General features: G+C 56.5%; 16 protein-coding genes and 1 tRNA gene. 9 read left to right on the plus strand and 8 right to left on the minus strand.

Annotated features, from left to right (window positions below):
* The first annotated feature begins 4 nt into the window (after nucleotides 1-4).
* Entirely contained in the window at nucleotides 5-1,150 is a 1,146-nt protein-coding gene (gene lptC / locus FZX09_RS02895; protein ID WP_226400345.1) for an LPS export ABC transporter periplasmic protein LptC, read from the plus strand.
* On the opposite strand, the gene FZX09_RS02900 is transcribed toward lptC, so the two are convergent.
* Complete coding sequence (locus FZX09_RS02900) at nucleotides 1,095-1,745, minus strand: cofactor assembly of complex C subunit B (protein ID WP_226399807.1); 651 nt, start codon at nucleotides 1,743-1,745, stop codon at nucleotides 1,095-1,097. The two genes, lptC and FZX09_RS02900, sit on opposite strands and share 56 nt — an antisense overlap.
* Before the next feature lie 62 nt (nucleotides 1,746-1,807).
* Here FZX09_RS02900 and FZX09_RS02905 point away from each other — a divergent pair, with 62 nt between their 5' ends.
* The 6 genes from FZX09_RS02905 to FZX09_RS02930 all read left to right on the plus strand — a co-directional run bounded on the left by FZX09_RS02905 (nucleotide 1,808) and on the right by FZX09_RS02930 (nucleotide 6,263).
* On the plus strand, nucleotides 1,808-2,215 hold the full coding sequence (locus tag FZX09_RS02905; RefSeq protein ID WP_226399809.1) for a tellurite resistance TerB family protein: 408 nt from the start codon (nucleotides 1,808-1,810) through the stop codon (nucleotides 2,213-2,215).
* 33 nt (nucleotides 2,216-2,248) lie between these two features.
* Entirely contained in the window at nucleotides 2,249-2,920 is a 672-nt protein-coding gene (gene psb32, locus FZX09_RS02910) for a photosystem II repair protein Psb32 (RefSeq protein WP_226399811.1), read from the plus strand.
* Between the two features lie 13 nt (nucleotides 2,921-2,933).
* Entirely contained in the window at nucleotides 2,934-4,082 is a 1,149-nt protein-coding gene (gene pxcA / locus FZX09_RS02915; protein WP_226399813.1) for a proton extrusion protein PcxA, read from the plus strand.
* Nucleotides 4,083-4,095: 13 nt separating this feature from the next.
* Entirely contained in the window at nucleotides 4,096-4,653 is a 558-nt protein-coding gene (gene cobU, locus FZX09_RS02920; RefSeq protein WP_226399815.1) for a bifunctional adenosylcobinamide kinase/adenosylcobinamide-phosphate guanylyltransferase, read from the plus strand.
* Complete coding sequence (locus tag FZX09_RS02925; protein WP_226399817.1) at nucleotides 4,650-5,141, plus strand: tRNA (cytidine(34)-2'-O)-methyltransferase; 492 nt, start codon at nucleotides 4,650-4,652, stop codon at nucleotides 5,139-5,141. Before cobU ends, FZX09_RS02925 begins: the two co-directional genes overlap by 4 nt.
* 72 nt (nucleotides 5,142-5,213) lie before the next feature.
* Nucleotides 5,214-6,263, plus strand: coding sequence for a M23 family metallopeptidase (locus FZX09_RS02930; RefSeq protein ID WP_226399819.1), 1,050 nt, complete (start codon nucleotides 5,214-5,216; stop codon nucleotides 6,261-6,263).
* Between the two features lie 62 nt (nucleotides 6,264-6,325).
* Here FZX09_RS02930 and FZX09_RS02935 read toward each other — a convergent pair.
* Both FZX09_RS02935 and FZX09_RS02940 read right to left on the minus strand, forming a co-directional pair.
* Nucleotides 6,326-6,399, minus strand: a tRNA-Met gene (locus FZX09_RS02935).
* 46 nt (nucleotides 6,400-6,445) lie between these two features.
* A complete protein-coding gene (locus tag FZX09_RS02940; protein WP_226399821.1) occupies nucleotides 6,446-6,754 on the minus strand; it encodes a hypothetical protein in 309 nt (102 codons plus the stop codon).
* Nucleotides 6,755-6,875: 121 nt separating this feature from the next.
* On the opposite strand from FZX09_RS02940, the gene FZX09_RS02945 reads away from it, so the two are divergent.
* Complete coding sequence (locus FZX09_RS02945) at nucleotides 6,876-7,478, plus strand: peroxiredoxin (RefSeq protein ID WP_226399823.1); 603 nt, start codon at nucleotides 6,876-6,878, stop codon at nucleotides 7,476-7,478.
* Nucleotides 7,479-7,506: 28 nt separating this feature from the next.
* Here the strand turns inward: FZX09_RS02945 and FZX09_RS02950 are convergent, their stop codons facing one another.
* Together FZX09_RS02950 and ftsH are read right to left on the minus strand one after the other, a co-directional pair.
* The gene (locus FZX09_RS02950) at nucleotides 7,507-10,266 is read right to left on the minus strand and encodes a UPF0182 family protein (protein ID WP_226399825.1); all 2,760 of its coding nucleotides are present in this window, start codon (nucleotides 10,264-10,266) and stop codon (nucleotides 7,507-7,509) included.
* A complete protein-coding gene (ftsH, locus tag FZX09_RS02955; protein ID WP_226399827.1) occupies nucleotides 10,263-12,062 on the minus strand; it encodes an ATP-dependent zinc metalloprotease FtsH in 1,800 nt (599 codons plus the stop codon). The genes FZX09_RS02950 and ftsH overlap by 4 nt, the downstream gene beginning before the upstream one ends.
* A gap of 87 nt (nucleotides 12,063-12,149) precedes the next feature.
* Between ftsH and rpmF the strand changes: the two genes are divergently transcribed.
* Complete coding sequence (gene rpmF / locus FZX09_RS02960) at nucleotides 12,150-12,326, plus strand: 50S ribosomal protein L32 (RefSeq protein WP_226399829.1); 177 nt, start codon at nucleotides 12,150-12,152, stop codon at nucleotides 12,324-12,326.
* Here the strand turns inward: rpmF and FZX09_RS02965 are convergent.
* From FZX09_RS02965 to FZX09_RS02975, 3 genes are read right to left on the minus strand one after another with little or no spacing between them, the layout of a single operon-like run.
* The gene (locus tag FZX09_RS02965; protein WP_226399831.1) at nucleotides 12,290-13,267 is read right to left on the minus strand and encodes a phosphoribulokinase; all 978 of its coding nucleotides are present in this window, start codon (nucleotides 13,265-13,267) and stop codon (nucleotides 12,290-12,292) included. The genes rpmF and FZX09_RS02965 overlap by 37 nt on opposite strands.
* Complete coding sequence (locus FZX09_RS02970; RefSeq protein WP_226399833.1) at nucleotides 13,257-13,568, minus strand: DUF565 domain-containing protein; 312 nt, start codon at nucleotides 13,566-13,568, stop codon at nucleotides 13,257-13,259. Before FZX09_RS02970 ends, FZX09_RS02965 begins: the two co-directional genes overlap by 11 nt.
* Nucleotides 13,565-14,344: an HAD-IA family hydrolase gene (locus tag FZX09_RS02975; RefSeq protein ID WP_226399835.1), complete on the minus strand. Its 780-nt coding sequence runs from the start codon at nucleotides 14,342-14,344 to the stop codon at nucleotides 13,565-13,567. Before FZX09_RS02975 ends, FZX09_RS02970 begins: the two co-directional genes overlap by 4 nt.
* Nucleotides 14,345-14,367: the final 23 nt, after the last annotated feature.

Consider the following 14,367-nt stretch of genomic DNA (forward strand, 5'->3'; position numbering starts at 1 on the left):
AAGCATGCTGGGTCGCTTGTCGCGTTGTGGTCTGACGGCAGCCCTTGTGGCAAGTGCATTGCTGACCGCTTGCGCGACTCGGCGTCCAATCACGGTTGAACCCACGCCTTCCTTCGTTTTTCGATCGCTGGATTTGAGTCAACGGACCGACGACGGCAACCGTGACTGGGATCTCACAAGCCCCGAGGCGCGTTACGACTTGAGCAGTCGAACCATCCGTGCACGAAATCCTGAGGGCGTTCTCTATGGAGACGATCAACCGCACTACCGGATCACTGCCGATCTCGCCACGGTGTTGAGGGATGGAGAACTCGTCGTTCTTGAAGGATCGGTGCATCTGCAGCAGCTGAACCGACGGGGGCTGACGATTAAGGGGGACAATCTGATTTGGACGCCATCGCAGTCGAGGATGGTGATCAATCAACGGCCAACGGCCAATGATGGCCAGACGCAAATTCGATCCCGCGAGCTGGCCTTCCAGCAGGACACCGAAGTGCTGGTGTTCAGCGGCCCAACCCAGCTGAACCGTGTGGATGGAACAGATGCTGCTTCCACAGTGGTGCGCGGAGGCAGCGGAACCTGGAATCTCAAGAGCGGTTTGATGCAAGCGCCTGGTCCGGTGGAGGCCGTGCGCAGTGATGGCCGGACACTCAATGCATCAGGGCTGGATGGCAATACCCGCAAGGGCTACCTCGACCTTCAAAAACCGGTCACGCTTGTGCTCGAAAGCGAACGGGGTCGGATCACTGCCGGACGGACGCGTTGGCTGTTTTCTGCGAAGCAACTTCAATCCGATCAACCCGTTCAGGCTGATTTGAAAAACAGCAAAGTGCAGGGCGGCGGGTTCAAGCTTGATGAGCGCACTGGCACCGTGATCATTTCCAGGAACTGTCGCGTGGAGCAGAAGTCGGAAACGCTTACGGCTCGTCGGTGTGCATGGAACTGGCGCAGTGAACGGCTTGTGGCTGATGGCGATGTGGTTCTTCAGCGGACCAAGCCTGAGCAGATCACTCGGGCATCACGCATGGAGGCCATGATTTCTGATGATGGAGAGATTCGTTTCGGCCAATCCGGAGCGAGGGTTGAATCCAGGATCAAGCTGAGTCCGGCGGCACAGGAGAAACCTCGCCGGCCCCAAGTGTCGTTCTGAGCCGCTGGGCCCAGCCCTCAATCCATCGCTCATCCGAGCAAGTGAAGCAACGGGGCGACCAACCCCCCACGATCACGGCTCCCTCGTTTCCCATGGGGCATACAACGATGGCAGGGAGTGACGGCAGCATCGCGTCGAATTCCGCTCGGCCCGGAAAAAGTGTTGTGTTCACCAGGGAGATGGTTTGGTCACGCTCTAGAGCCCGTTTGGTGATCGGGCCTGGCTGAAACGAGTCCTGACTGATCAGGCCTCGACGTAACACGACCTGCTTGCGCCACAGCACGAGGACGGATGCCGCTGGCGTTGCCGTCAGCAGCATGTGGCTGCCCCAGGCCAGCTCTTGTTGTTGGTCCTCGCTGAACTGATCCCCTATCACCAGTCCCTGCTCTCCCTTCAATGGAACCTTCTCCGTTGATTTGGGATTGGCCCGTGTCCAGAGCACCGCCACCAACATCAACCCAACCGCTGCCATCCCCGCCAAAACCTCTGCTCTTTGCAGTTCGGGTGTCACGGTCTCCGCTAACCCCGCATTGGTCACGGTCAGACCGAGCAACAAAAGCGCACAGATCAGAACGGCTCGGGCGGGACCTGGCATCAACGAAGAGCACTGTCAGAACGTAATCATCCTGCTCAAATACGGATATGTGCGTCTCTGCCATGACGACTCCCGAGGCTTTTGCCGCCATTGCCCTCGCCGCTGTTGCCTGTGACGGCAAGTTGGGGCGGGATGAAGCCCATGCCTTGCGCTGTCAGCTGGAGAACCGATCGCTCTACAGCGACTGCTCTGAAGCTGAGATGGGTGAATTGTTTGATCGCCTGCTTCAGCTGTTACGGAAGCAGGGCGTTCAGGGCTTGATCGCCTCCGCTTTGCCGCAGCTCAATCGACCACAGCAGCAGTCGGCCCTGGCCGTGGCAGCGCATCTGGTGCATGCCGACCGCAAGATCACAGCGGAGGAGACCGACCTCCTGGATCAGCTCACCCGTCGAATGGCTGTGCCCGAGAACGAGGCCCGCATGATTATTGAGGCAATTGCAGCCCTCAACCGCGACATGCTGGACAGCTAACGGCAGACTGAGGGAGTCATAACGCTTGAAGGGATGCCTCGTTCCGCCAGACGCCTGTTGGCCAGCCTGCTCAGCTTCGGGTTCTGTCTTCTTCTCTGTGCCCCTGCCAGTCTGGCGATCTCACCTGCCGCGCTGGGTGGAAGCCTGCCAGATGCGCTGGTTATCGACGATGCCGACGTGTTCAGCCGCGCCAGCCGTGGTGAATTGGAAGTGAAATTGCGCAGTTTTGATGATCAACGGGTGGATGCCCGCTTGATCACCCTGCGGCGTTTGGATTACGGCATCAACTTGAACAGCTTCGGTGAGGAACTCCTCGAGATGTGGAGCTCGCCCAGCGGCAATCCATTGCTTTTGATGTTGATCGAAACCTCCAACAAGCGTTCCGCCGTGGTCGCAAATCAGGAGCTTGAAGCACAACTTCCTTCGAGCCTGCTGAAGAGCACCGCGCGGACAACCATGACTGTGCCCCTGCGTGAGGGCGATCGTTATCGCCAGGCCTCTGTTGATGGCCTCACCCGACTTTCAATTGTTCTCTCTGGTGGGGAGGATCCAGGCCCTCCGAAGGAAATCGAACGGGTCACACTACCTACCAATATTCCCACCAAGGCTGAAACCGCTGAGAGTGATGCCACCAAGTGGGTGATCATTTTGTTGGTTCTTGGAACCATCATTCCGATGGCCACCTGGTGGGTGTTCTCGCGCTGATGACCTGTCTGCGATGAGCCGCCGAAACTGGATCAACCTGTTCAGCAATAGCCAATCCATCGAACTCTCGAGTGATCTTGAGCGTGGTTATGAAGCGGCTCTTCTCATCCAAAGCTTGGAATTGGAGTACTACGGCGACCGGCAGATCCGGCCGGACCTCAAGCTCTCCGTTCCTCGCTCTGTTCAGGCCACGATTTTGCGACGCTTCAAAACGGCGCTGGCCATTTGCCGTAATTCAGCAGCCAATCTCTCGGACCAACAGGGCCAACTGGATTCCCAGGAGTTGCGTCAACTCCAACTGATTGAATCCGTTGTGAGCCGTTATGGATCGCAACGATCAAGCAGTTCGCCGTCGATCAGCCGCTCACCGGATGCCCTGCCTCGTTCGCTTCTCGGCGTCTTCGACAGCATTCGACTTCAATTGGATCCTTCAACCGAGGACAACTTGGTTGAAGGTTATCGACGCCGGCGGGACAGCACGCTGATTTCACTGAAGGTTCTGCTGCTTCTCGTTCTTGTTCCCTTACTGGTTCAGCAGATTGCGGGGACCTATCTGATCTCCCCTGCTGTGAATCAGCTTTCACCTGAACTTCCTTTTCTTAGTTATCCCAAGCCTCAGTTGGAAGAGAGGGCAGCTGAAAAACTTCGGATCTACAAGCAAGAATTGGAATTCGATGCCTTCCTCAAAGGCGTCCAGCCTCTGGATAATGGTGCTCTGCGCGACAAGCTCACCGAAAAGGCGACTGAACTCAAGCACGATGCTGATCAGGAAAGTCTCAAGGCCATCAAAAACGTCTTTGCAGATTTGACCGGCCTGATTGCTTTCGCCGTGGTGTGTTTTATGAGCCGCGATGAACTGCGGGTTCTTCGAGGTTTTGTGGATGAGGCTGTTTACGGGCTGAGTGATTCCGCCAAGGCCTTCGCCATCATCTTGTTCACCGACATCTTCGTTGGTTACCACAGCCCGGAAGGTTGGTCGGTGCTGCTGGAAGGGATTGCCGACCATTTCGGTCTTCCCTCCAGCCAGAGTTTTGTCAATCTCTTCATCGCGACATTCCCAGTGGTGTTAGCGACGATCTTCAAGTATTGGATTTTCAGATATCTCAACCGTGTTTCTCCGTCTTCCGTCGCGACGCTGAAGGGGATGAATGGCGGTGGTTGAACCCAGGTTGCATATGGAGCCACACGTAGCCGGTCAGACCAGCCGCTTGATTCTGGTCAGCGGACCAGCCCGCAGTGGAAAGAGCCGTTGGGCTGAGCATCTTTTGCATCACCACCCTGTTGTGACCTACATCGCCACAGCTGCCACCCGACCGGGTGATCCTGATTGGCAGAAGCGACTGGAGGTCCACCAGCAGCGTCGACCCGACCACTGGAGCGTCGCTGAATGCGGAGCAGAGCTGGTGAACGTCATCGACAACCTTGCTCCAGGCCAATCTGTTCTGATTGACGCGCTTGGAGGATTCGTTGCCCATCACTTGGACCTAAGTGCCTTGGAGTGGGATCAGCTCTGTGAACGGTTGATCGCCTCGATCAGGTCATCGCATTGCATCTTTGTTCTGGTGATCGAAGAGACAGGCTGGGGCGTTGTTCCCCCAACACGCATCGGTGGCTTGTTCCGGGATCGTCTTGGAAGCCTTGCGCAAGCCCTGGACAGCGTCGCCAGCGCCGCCTGGCTGGTTCTCCAGGGTCGCGCTCTGGATCTTCATGCTCTCGGCCAGGTGGTGCCATGACTGAGTTTGCCCCCCTGCGTATTGCCCTGTTCGAGCCCCAGATCCCACCGAACACCGGCAACATTGCCCGTACTTCGGCAGCTTTCAGAGTTCCGTTGACCTTGATTGAACCCCTTGGCTTCAAGGTGGATGACCGCAGCGTTCGCCGTGCCGGTCTCGATTACTGGCCCCACGTTCAGCTTTCGATTGCTTCGAACTTCCCGGAGTTTCAAGCTGAGCTTCGACCTGAGCAGAGGTTGATCGGTTGCAGTCGTCGTGGTGGTTCATCGCTCTCGTCGTTTACGTTTCGACGAGGGGATGTTCTTCTGTTTGGCCGGGAAGACACGGGGTTGCCTGAACCGGTGCGCGAAGCCTGCGACAGCATCCTCACGATTCCAATGCCTGGAGCTGCTGATGACGCTGGCCAGGGAGGCGTACGCAGCCTCAACCTTTCGGTGGCTTCTGCATTGGTGACCTACGCCGCTGGAGAGCAGTTGCGGTTGTGGTGATCCCACCACTGCTCCAAACCCCCTTGCGACGGGATGTTCGGCTCGTTACCTTCAACGCGTCTCTGGGTTTTCATGCGCGCATCGCTTGCTTTGGCAGCTGCAGTAGCCCCTGTTGTGTCATTGGGTTTGTGGAGCTCCCTGCCCGGTATTGCCGATAACGCCACCTTTGATCTTGCCGAGCCGCCTCCTCTGCCAGCTCTTTTCCTGAACGATCCCGTTGCTGTTGTCAGCAAAGTTGAATCGAGCAGTCAGATCTGGTTCAAGGTCGTTCGTGCCACGTCCCTGCGGCGTTTCGCTGAGCTGTTGAAGCTCGATCGTGAAGTGCTGGCCTCGTTGAACAACGTGCCAAGCACCCACGTTTTTGAAAAAGAAAGCTGGCTTTCCCTTCCGGACTCCGCACGGGTTTCTGCCGTGACGTTGTCGTCACTCAATCATTCCAGTGAACGTCAGACACTTCCGATAGTTGCCCCACCTCCCGTAAGCGCCACGGCCAATATCAAGACCGGAGACTCTCTGGCGTCGTTCCTCAAACGCCATGGCGTTACGCAAAAGCAGCTGTTGAGTTGGAATCCAGGCCTTCAGCTCAGTGCTTTGACGATTGGCCAGGAACTGCAGATCGCTGAAGCCTCTTCGGGTCAGTCAATCCTGGCTGTTCGCCCTCTCAGCAGTGGAGGCGGTGCCTGGCCAGATCGCCCTCTGTTGTCTTCAGCCGACCAGCCCGACAGCCTGAAGCCGCCGATTGTTGGTTACCAGTGGCCCACCAAGGGGGTTTTCACGTCCGGTTATGGGTGGCGCTGGGGACGCATGCACAAAGGCATTGATATCGCCAACAACACCGGAACGCCCGTTGTTGCTGCCCGTGATGGAATCGTTTCTTTCGCCGGCTGGAGAGGCGCCTACGGCTATCTGGTTGAAATCGCCCACAGTGATGGCGAATCCACGCGTTATGCCCACAACAGCCGTCTTTTGGTTAAAAAAGGGCAGATTGTTCCTCGTGGTTCTCGCATTTCACTGATGGGAAGTACCGGACGAAGCACCGGACCTCACCTTCATTTTGAAATCCGTCGGGCCGGTGGCGCTGCTCTCAATCCTCTGGTCAAGTTGCCAACGCAAAAAGCCTGAACCAATCAATCTCATAGCCAAGCCGTTAGAGAGCAGGTTGCTCGCCAGCTTGATTAAATGAATGTCAGAGGGGAGACTTGAACTCCCGACCTCAGGGTTATGAATCCTGTGCTCTAACCAGCTGAGCTACTCTGACGTAGGCCCTTCAGGCCAGTGCCCATCATACATCTCGGGGTTCACCCTCAGCGCATGTCGATGGCATTCAGGCGGTCCCGGAAGGATCTCGGCTGGTCATCACTGATATGAGGCGTGGCGGTCTCAACAACAGGTGTCGGTGCAGGTAAAGGTGCTGGTTCGGCAACCCTTGAGGGGGACGACCGTCGGCTTGTTCCGCGATTGCCTCCCAAGCTTTTCAGCTGCCCAGTGCGCTTGTCTCGATCCAGGGGTTTCTTGCGCAGATCTCCTTTCAGCTGGTTCAGCAGACGGAAATGTCCGGTAGAGCTGAACTTGCGCAGGAGAGCTGGGTCCCAGCTGGTGAATCTGTCAGTCATCGTCTGAGTTTATGGCGACGGGGGGCAACATCCGTGATAGGTTGAAACATGAATCTGGAAGTCGATTCGACTACGTGTTAAGTCGATTGCGGCCTTCAGCTCACTCATTCTCTCCCCGAACATGACCGACACCGGTTGCTTGCGTGTGGGCCAGCAGGCCCCTGATTTCACAGCCACCGCAGTGGTGGACCAAGAGTTTAAGGAAGTCACCCTGTCCCAGTACCGGGGCAAGTATGTGGTGCTGTTCTTTTATCCGCTGGATTTCACCTTCGTCTGCCCGACTGAAATCACGGCCTTCAGCGATCGCTACGCCGATTTCTCCAGCAAGAACACCGAGGTCCTCGGCGTTTCCGTGGACAGCCAGTTCAGCCACCTGGCCTGGATTCAGACCCCTCGCAATCAGGGCGGCCTGGGCGACATCAATTATCCCCTCGTTGCCGACCTGAAGAAGGAAATCTCCACGGCTTACAACGTTCTTGATGACGCTGAGGGTGTTGCCCTGCGCGGTCTGTTCATCATTGACCCCGATGGTGTGATCATGCACGCCACCATCAACAACCTGCCTGTTGGTCGCAACGTGGATGAGACTCTTCGGGTTCTGCAGGCCTTCCAGTACGTGCAATCCAACCCCGACGAGGTTTGCCCTGCCAACTGGACTCCTGGTGAAAAGACCATGAAGCCTGATCCCAAGGGTTCGAAGGAGTACTTCTCCTCCATCGGCTGATCCTTCAGTTAACCAAATTGGTATTTTCTTAAGCTCTGCCCGTCAATCGGGTAGAGCTTTTTTTCATGAGTTGATCCAAAGCGAGATTTAAGTTCTGGTCCATGGCAATCAACCGTCCGTCACTGACAACAATTCTGGCTAATGAAGGTAGCCCCACCTTCCTAGTGCGCAAATACACCGGTTCCACGTAAAGGAGTCCGGAGCCAACGGGAAGCACAAGAAGATTTCCTTGCACGAGTTCTAGATCGTCCTGATCCCAAAGGCCAAACTGTTCGCTTACATCTGGATCCTGATGAATAAGCGCCTGAACTTGTTCCGGGCCGAGGATAATTTTGTCCTTCGGAAAATCGATCAATTCCAATTCACCATAGTGATCACCGTCGTTTCGAGCCACCAACCACGCTGTAAGATTTGGCCGGGCTAGCGGGGTAAGCGGTTGGAGTAGAAGAAATTCGGAATTGTCGTTGCCTTGAACCTGTGCCGTGATGTGATACGGCTCAACATCAATTTTTTTTCCCCCATAGATCTCACTAGGAACCTGCCAAACATCATCGCCGTTGTAGAAGATTTGGGGATCGGTAACGTGATATCGCTTCAGTTGATTCACTTGAACATTGAAGAAATCCTCAGGAACTCTGCGGTGATCACGAACCAGTTGCGGCATTGCCTTCATTGGTTCAAATAAATCTGGGAAGATGCGTGTCCAGGCGCTCACAATCGGATCTTCTGGTTCTGAAATGAAGAATTGAATGCTGCCGTTGTAAGCATCGACGATTGCCTTCACTGAGTTTCTTAAATACCGATCAGGATCATCTGGTGAGACCGCCGCGCTATAGGCCAGGGTCGTGCTGTGGGTGTACCCCTCAACAACCCAATACTGATGTTGTGGGCGTTGATCCGATGTCGCGTAGGTCGTGTTGGAACTGTCGAGCTCAGAATTGGGAATGGAGATGAGATAGGGCTCACCACGAAAATCAATGAAGGGTGCAATCGCTTTGACGCGGCTGCGCACGTCACGCCTGATCAATAGTTTGGAATCAACGTTGATCGCGTTTGTGAATAGCAATCTAGGTTCATTCAGATAAACCGCTGCTGCGCACCGTTGGAGCCAAGATCTTATTGATACCCCACCTGATCCCTTGTAGTGCGTCATCACATTGATATCCCCTTCGGGGTAATCAAATTCCGCGATATCTGTCGGAGCGATGGCATAGGGGGAAGGGAGCATCCCGTAATAGAGCGCAGCATCGCCGACGGGAATTTCTTCCTGAACCTCAGATCGTTCAATACCCAATGCTGGATTTCCAGTAATTTTCGTTTCCGTGCCCAAACCTTTGATGAAATAAGAGGGGAGACCATCGTCCCTGCGTTCATTCACCGGACTAACGGTGAAGCCATAACCGTGGGTGAAGATGAAATGACGGTTCTGCCAAGTTTTGGAGCGACGCGGTAGTGCGGATTGATCCAATTCGCGCGCCGAGACAATCACTTGCTGGGATGAATCGCTGTCTTGATTCAGCGGATAACGATCAACCGCTGCATTGGAAAAGCGGTAGTAGACCCTCAGCTGTTGCAATTGGCGGTTTGCTTCAAGCAGTGGACCGCTGTCCCAGAGACGGACATTTTCGAGAGTGCTGGCGCCTTGCTCACGATCAGCGGCGCTGAACCTTGAGGGGTCATCGACTCGACTCTTGATTTGATCCAAATGGAAGCCCCATTGCGTGGCCTCAATGGCATTTTTGAGATAACGCTCTTGCAAAGCAAATTCTCTTGGCCGCACTACGAGCCAGCGGGTCAGAGGTGTGGCGACCATTTCCAGCGCCACGATCGACGCCAAGGTCAATGCAAGTCCCTGACGCAGCCGTCGCCGACAGGGCAACAGAATTGCAACAGCGATCAGCACGAGTAGGAGTGTGGCGACATCACGCAACGGCAGGGTGAGGTGAGCCTGCAGCCATCCCGCCCCGGCCACCAGGCCGTGTTGGGTCCACAGGAGCTGATGCCTCGATAACCACACCAGACCCGCTGCTCCAAGCAGCAGAAGCGCTGACAAGGACCTTATTAGCTGAATCTGTCGCCGCGAAAAGATTGGACTGGCCCAGTCAGAGATTGCTTTCAAACCAGCCAGAACACGCCAGAGCTCAAAGACGAGGGTGAATGCGGTACCCAAGATCAGCAGTTCCAGGGCCAGATGCAATCCGGCAAAGCGCCCCAACCCAAAGCTGAGATCGGCTGCAAGCAAGGGGTCTTTTGTGGATTCATCAGGAATCCAGAGGGCCAGCGACCAGATGCTCCAGGCGCGGCTCACGACAACGACCAGAGAGGCTGCAATGACTCGTGCCAACCATGGCCTCAACCGCGGCCAGGCCATCGCCAGAGCTATCAATGACGCCTGAACGACTCCTGTAGCTGAGTCGATTCGAATATTCGGCCCAAGTTTTGGCCGCCACTCCCCCAGCTGAAACGGGTCATTGATGGCCAGCGCCAATAGATCCAGCGTTAGCGATGCACTGATCAGCACCACACCAGCACTGATCAACAGAGCAAATCCGTAGGACCATCCGGTCAGGCTTATCCCTTGGGATGTGCTCGACGTCTGTTGTTTGAATTGCCTGGACCAGGACCTGGCTACCAGCAGTGGCAGCATGGCCAACCCAGCGAAGAGAAGCTGCAGAAACCAGCGCTTTAGAAGAACGTCAGTCCAGGCGAACTGATCGAACCAGAGCCACTCGATCTGCATCCGGGCTGCAACAACAACCAGCGGCAGCAGAGGGAGGAGGCGTCTCATGGGAGGCCAGCGATGTCTCGGAACCGATCACCGTTGATCGTTTCCTCGGCAATCAAAACGTCCACCACTTGATCCATCAACTCACGGCGTGGCTCCAGCAAAGCGATGGCTTGTGCCAGAGCACTCTTGGCGAGCTGGCGGATTTGAGCATCGATGGCCTGGCCTGTGGATTCGGCGTAACTCGGCCGTTGGTTGAACCAGTCGCGTCCAAGAAACACTTCCGAACCCGGGCCCTCAAGGGCCATGGGCCCGAGGTTGGAAAAGCCGAAGCGCGTCACCATCTCTCGTGCGAGTTGAGCCACCATCTGGAGATCTCCACTGGCCCCCTGGGTGATCTCGAGCGATCCGAAAACCACCTGCTCTGCTGCCCGCCCACCGAGGGCCACCACCAGATCAGCCAGGCAGGACGAGCGGGTAATCAAACCGAAATCCAGAACTTCCTCATCGGGCATGAAACGGGTGTAACCACCGGCTCCGCCACGGGGAAGAATCGTGACCTTGTCCACTGCGTTAGCAGCCGGCAGAAGACTTGCCACCAGGGCATGGCCAACTTCGTGGTAAGCGATGAGCCGTTTTTTGGCGCTGTCCTGCAAGGGGCGATTGCTGAGCCCCATGGTGATCCGCTCCAAGGCCCCCTCCAACTGGAACTGACCGATGCGCAGCATGTTCTGGCGCGCCGTGAGGATCGCCGCTTCGTTCAGCAGATTGGCCAGATCTGCACCGGAAAATCCAGGAGTTCGGCTCGCCCAATCCGACAGCGAAACCGAGTCATCGAGGGGTCGTGTTCGCGCATGCACGGCGAGAATGGCCTCGCGACCTCGGCGATCAGGAAGGCCCACCTCAATACGCCGGTCGAAGCGGCCTGGACGCAGCAATGCGGCGTCAAGAACGTCGGCACGGTTTGTGGCCGCCAGCAGAATGACGCCCGAGTTTTCCTCAAAACCATCCATCTCCGTTAGGAGTTGGTTGAGGGTCTGTTCGCGTTCATCGTTGCCGCCGCCGATGCCAGCACCCCGCTGGCGACCAACCGCATCAATCTCATCGATGAAAACAATGCAGGGAGACTTTTCCTTGGCTTGGCGGAACAAATCGCGAACTCTGCTGGCGCCGACACCCACAAAAAGCTCAACAAACTCTGAAGCCGCGATCGAGAAGAACGGCACGCCCGCCTCCCCAGCAATCGCCTTAGCAAGAAGCGTTTTCCCGGTTCCAGGGGGCCCGACCAACAGAACCCCCCGCGGGATCTTGGCGCCAAGCCGAATGAAGGCCTCAGGCTGCTTGAGGAAGGTGACCACCTCCTCAAGTTCAAGCCGCGCATCGTTAAGGCCGGCTACGTCTTCAAAACGAATCTGCAGGTCTTCCTGAGGTTTTAAGCGAGGTTGACTTCGCCCAAAACCCAAAGCCCGATTTGCCATCTGAGCTGAACGCTTCAGCAGGAGTGATAGGCCGACCAGCACCAGCAGAACCATCACCAGGGTCCCGGCTAGTTCGCGTCCTGCTTGTTCACGGCGGATATCAACAACCGTCAGAGGCGTGCCAGAGCTCTCAGCTGCTCGAAGGATTTGGTTGTCGTTGGCGAAAACGGGAACGGTGACCTTTCGGCCATCGTTGTATTGGACCCTGACCTCCCTGCTGCCCGGTACGAGATCCAACTGTTTGATCTCTTTTGCATCGATATCGTTCAGCAGGGTGGAATAACTCACCGCGTCCTGCTTTGTCCAAAAACCCTGCATCGAGGAAGGTTGAACCTTCTGAGGGGCCGCGGAACCACTGGAGCCGTCCGAACCTGGTGCCACGTCGTCGCTGCGCTTCACGGAGCCTAGCGATTTGACGCAAGGGGGTTCCAAACGAGACAATCTCGGTTTGGAAATACATCAGGCGCAATGGCCGTCCCGAAGAAGAAAACATCCAAGGCCAAGCGCAACCAGCGCAGCGCCACCTGGAAGGGCAAGGCAGCCATTGCCGCCCAGCGCGCCATGTCCATTGGCAAATCTGTGCTGAGTGGCCGTGCTCAGGGATTTGTCTACCCGGTGAGTGAGTCCGAAGACGCCGAAGCCTGATCCGCACCCTGGAGGTGGATTCGTCTCAGGTTTCGATCTGGATCCACCTCCAAAACAACATCCGCTCGCATTTTTTGAAAACTGCTCGATGGCAGCGAGCAGAGAATCATGCGGACGAATCTATCCAGTTCGGAATTGGAAAGTGATGCACCCCGTTCCGCCTGAAGGGTGGCTTCCTGTTGTCGTTTCCATCGCCATGGAGCGTTGAAGTCTGTCGCTCGCAGTTGCCAGAGTTGATCGAAACAACTCCAGGTGGCTTCGTAGAGGGCGAGCACAGGTTGCAGCTTCTGGCGCCACTCCAATTCCTGCGACGACAGGGGGATCTCGAGATGGGGCTCAACTGCCGTTGGGTCGGCACTTGATCTGCATCCCACAAACCAACCCTCAAAAATCAGCAGGTCGGCATCGCAACGGCGCCAACCGCTGCGATCTCCACGTCCTTGTCGTTTGGCTTTGTCGAAGCAGGGCATCAAGACGTGGTCACCCTGGCGCCATGCCTGGAGACAATTCTGCAAAAGCTCCAGGTCATGGCTGCCAGGAAGTGCGCGAGGCACACCCCAGGGGTTGCCGCGTGTGGCCGCATCAAGCCGTTCGGCCTCGAAATAAAAATCATCCAGCGACACCACCTGGATGGAGAGGCCAAGTGCCTTTGCCGCGGCTTCAATCCATAGCCCCAGAGTGGTCTTCCCACATCCCGGCAAAGCACTGAGTCCGAGCAGACGGCGCTCTCCCAGCCATTGTTCCCCCAGACTCAGAACAGGCAAACCAACTGACCACAGCCAATCCGGTGCAGCTTTGGGATGCCAGTGATCGAGGGCGACCCGATGACGCCCGGAATTGCGCTGTTGAGCAAACCAACTTTCGACGTTGCCCAACCCGAGATGCTGAAGCAACCGTTGCTGATCGCTGCTGGGAATGACACGTTGACCCTCAGGATCCAACTTTGAACGCCTCCAGAACAACGGCGTAAACAAATCCAAGCCGCAGGTTGTCGAGCCAGGGAAGACGACGACGCCCAAGAACCATCAATTCACAGGCGATGAGTGCACAAAACGCCGTATATGTCCTCAGCTGAACAGCGTCCAGGATGTAAACGGGGAGGTTGCTGCCAATAAAAAATCCAAGCAGAAGCAGTAGCAACGTGGCGCTGCGGCGCCACCAGGGTCCAGACCAAGAACGACGGATCCCTGCACCCCAACTGTTTTGAAGCCCCGCCAGACGTGTGCGCTGGATTGAGCTCATCGATCCGGCACCGACAGCAGGGTCTCCAGATACTTCAGCGTCACTGCCCCCTCCTGGCAAGAGGCACCCGAAAGGACGGTCGTTGGTTGTCCAGGGTCCCCCAGGTGTTCCAACACTGCAGCTGCCTCGTCACAGGAATTACGCAGGGCTTCGGCATCCCAGGGGGAGGGGGTCAGCAGACATCGCAGACCTGCGGCTCTTGCGGCCGAGAGACCAGCAGCAGAATCTTCGACAGCGAGGCTGGCAGCACTGTTGGCCCCACTGCGTTTGAGAGCGAGAAGGTAGCCGTCCGGTGCTGGCTTGCCTGAAGCAACGTCATCCGATGCCACCACTCCATCAAAGCTAGGGATCTGCTTCTGGATCTGTTTCAGCAGTGCCATCACCGACGCCGTTCCGCTGGAGGTGACGATCCACTGCTTCACTCCGGCGTGGCTCAGCTCATGCAAAAGCCTCTTCACACCGGGGCGCAGATGAACGTGTCCTTCGTGGACCCGTTCCAAGTAATGCAAGCGTTTGCGATCACGCACCTGGTCCAGTTGGTCCTGGCTGAGGGTCATCCCACAGGCTTCAGCGTGAAACTTCACTCTGCGGATCCCGCCAGGAATCGCCAGAAGCTTGTTGTACAGCTCTTCATCCCACACGAAGGGGAGATCCAGTTCTTTGAAGGCCATGTTGAAGGCCGGTCGATGACCGCCCATTTCCGTGTCGGCCAAGGTGCCATCCACATCCCAAAAGACCGCCGAAAGTCTGTTCACCTTGAGGAGCAGCAACGCCACAATGCTGGGACATCACCCCTTAT

Origin of the sequence: Synechococcus sp. MU1643 (genome assembly GCF_020514095.1) — a bacterium.
Taxonomy (GTDB): Bacteria; Cyanobacteriota; Cyanobacteriia; order PCC-6307; family Cyanobiaceae; genus Parasynechococcus.

Bases quoted from the DNA above. Each gene is read 5' to 3' on its own strand.
- lptC (WP_226400345.1), top strand. From the start codon at position 5: ATGCTGGGTCGCTTGTCGCGTTGTGGTCTGACGGCAGCCCTTGTGGCA.
- FZX09_RS02900 (WP_226399807.1), bottom strand. From the start codon at position 1,745: ATGCCAGGTCCCGCCCGAGCCGTTCTGATCTGTGCGCTTTTGTTGCTC.
- FZX09_RS02905 (WP_226399809.1), top strand. From the start codon at position 1,808: ATGACGACTCCCGAGGCTTTTGCCGCCATTGCCCTCGCCGCTGTTGCC.
- psb32 (WP_226399811.1), top strand. From the start codon at position 2,249: ATGCCTCGTTCCGCCAGACGCCTGTTGGCCAGCCTGCTCAGCTTCGGG.
- pxcA (WP_226399813.1), top strand. From the start codon at position 2,934: ATGAGCCGCCGAAACTGGATCAACCTGTTCAGCAATAGCCAATCCATC.
- cobU (WP_226399815.1), top strand. From the start codon at position 4,096: ATGGAGCCACACGTAGCCGGTCAGACCAGCCGCTTGATTCTGGTCAGC.
- FZX09_RS02925 (WP_226399817.1), top strand. From the start codon at position 4,650: ATGACTGAGTTTGCCCCCCTGCGTATTGCCCTGTTCGAGCCCCAGATC.
- FZX09_RS02930 (WP_226399819.1), top strand. From the start codon at position 5,214: ATGCGCGCATCGCTTGCTTTGGCAGCTGCAGTAGCCCCTGTTGTGTCA.
- FZX09_RS02940 (WP_226399821.1), bottom strand. From the start codon at position 6,754: ATGACTGACAGATTCACCAGCTGGGACCCAGCTCTCCTGCGCAAGTTC.
- FZX09_RS02945 (WP_226399823.1), top strand. From the start codon at position 6,876: ATGACCGACACCGGTTGCTTGCGTGTGGGCCAGCAGGCCCCTGATTTC.
- FZX09_RS02950 (WP_226399825.1), bottom strand. From the start codon at position 10,266: ATGAGACGCCTCCTCCCTCTGCTGCCGCTGGTTGTTGTTGCAGCCCGG.
- rpmF (WP_226399829.1), top strand. From the start codon at position 12,150: ATGGCCGTCCCGAAGAAGAAAACATCCAAGGCCAAGCGCAACCAGCGC.
- FZX09_RS02970 (WP_226399833.1), bottom strand. From the start codon at position 13,568: ATGAGCTCAATCCAGCGCACACGTCTGGCGGGGCTTCAAAACAGTTGG.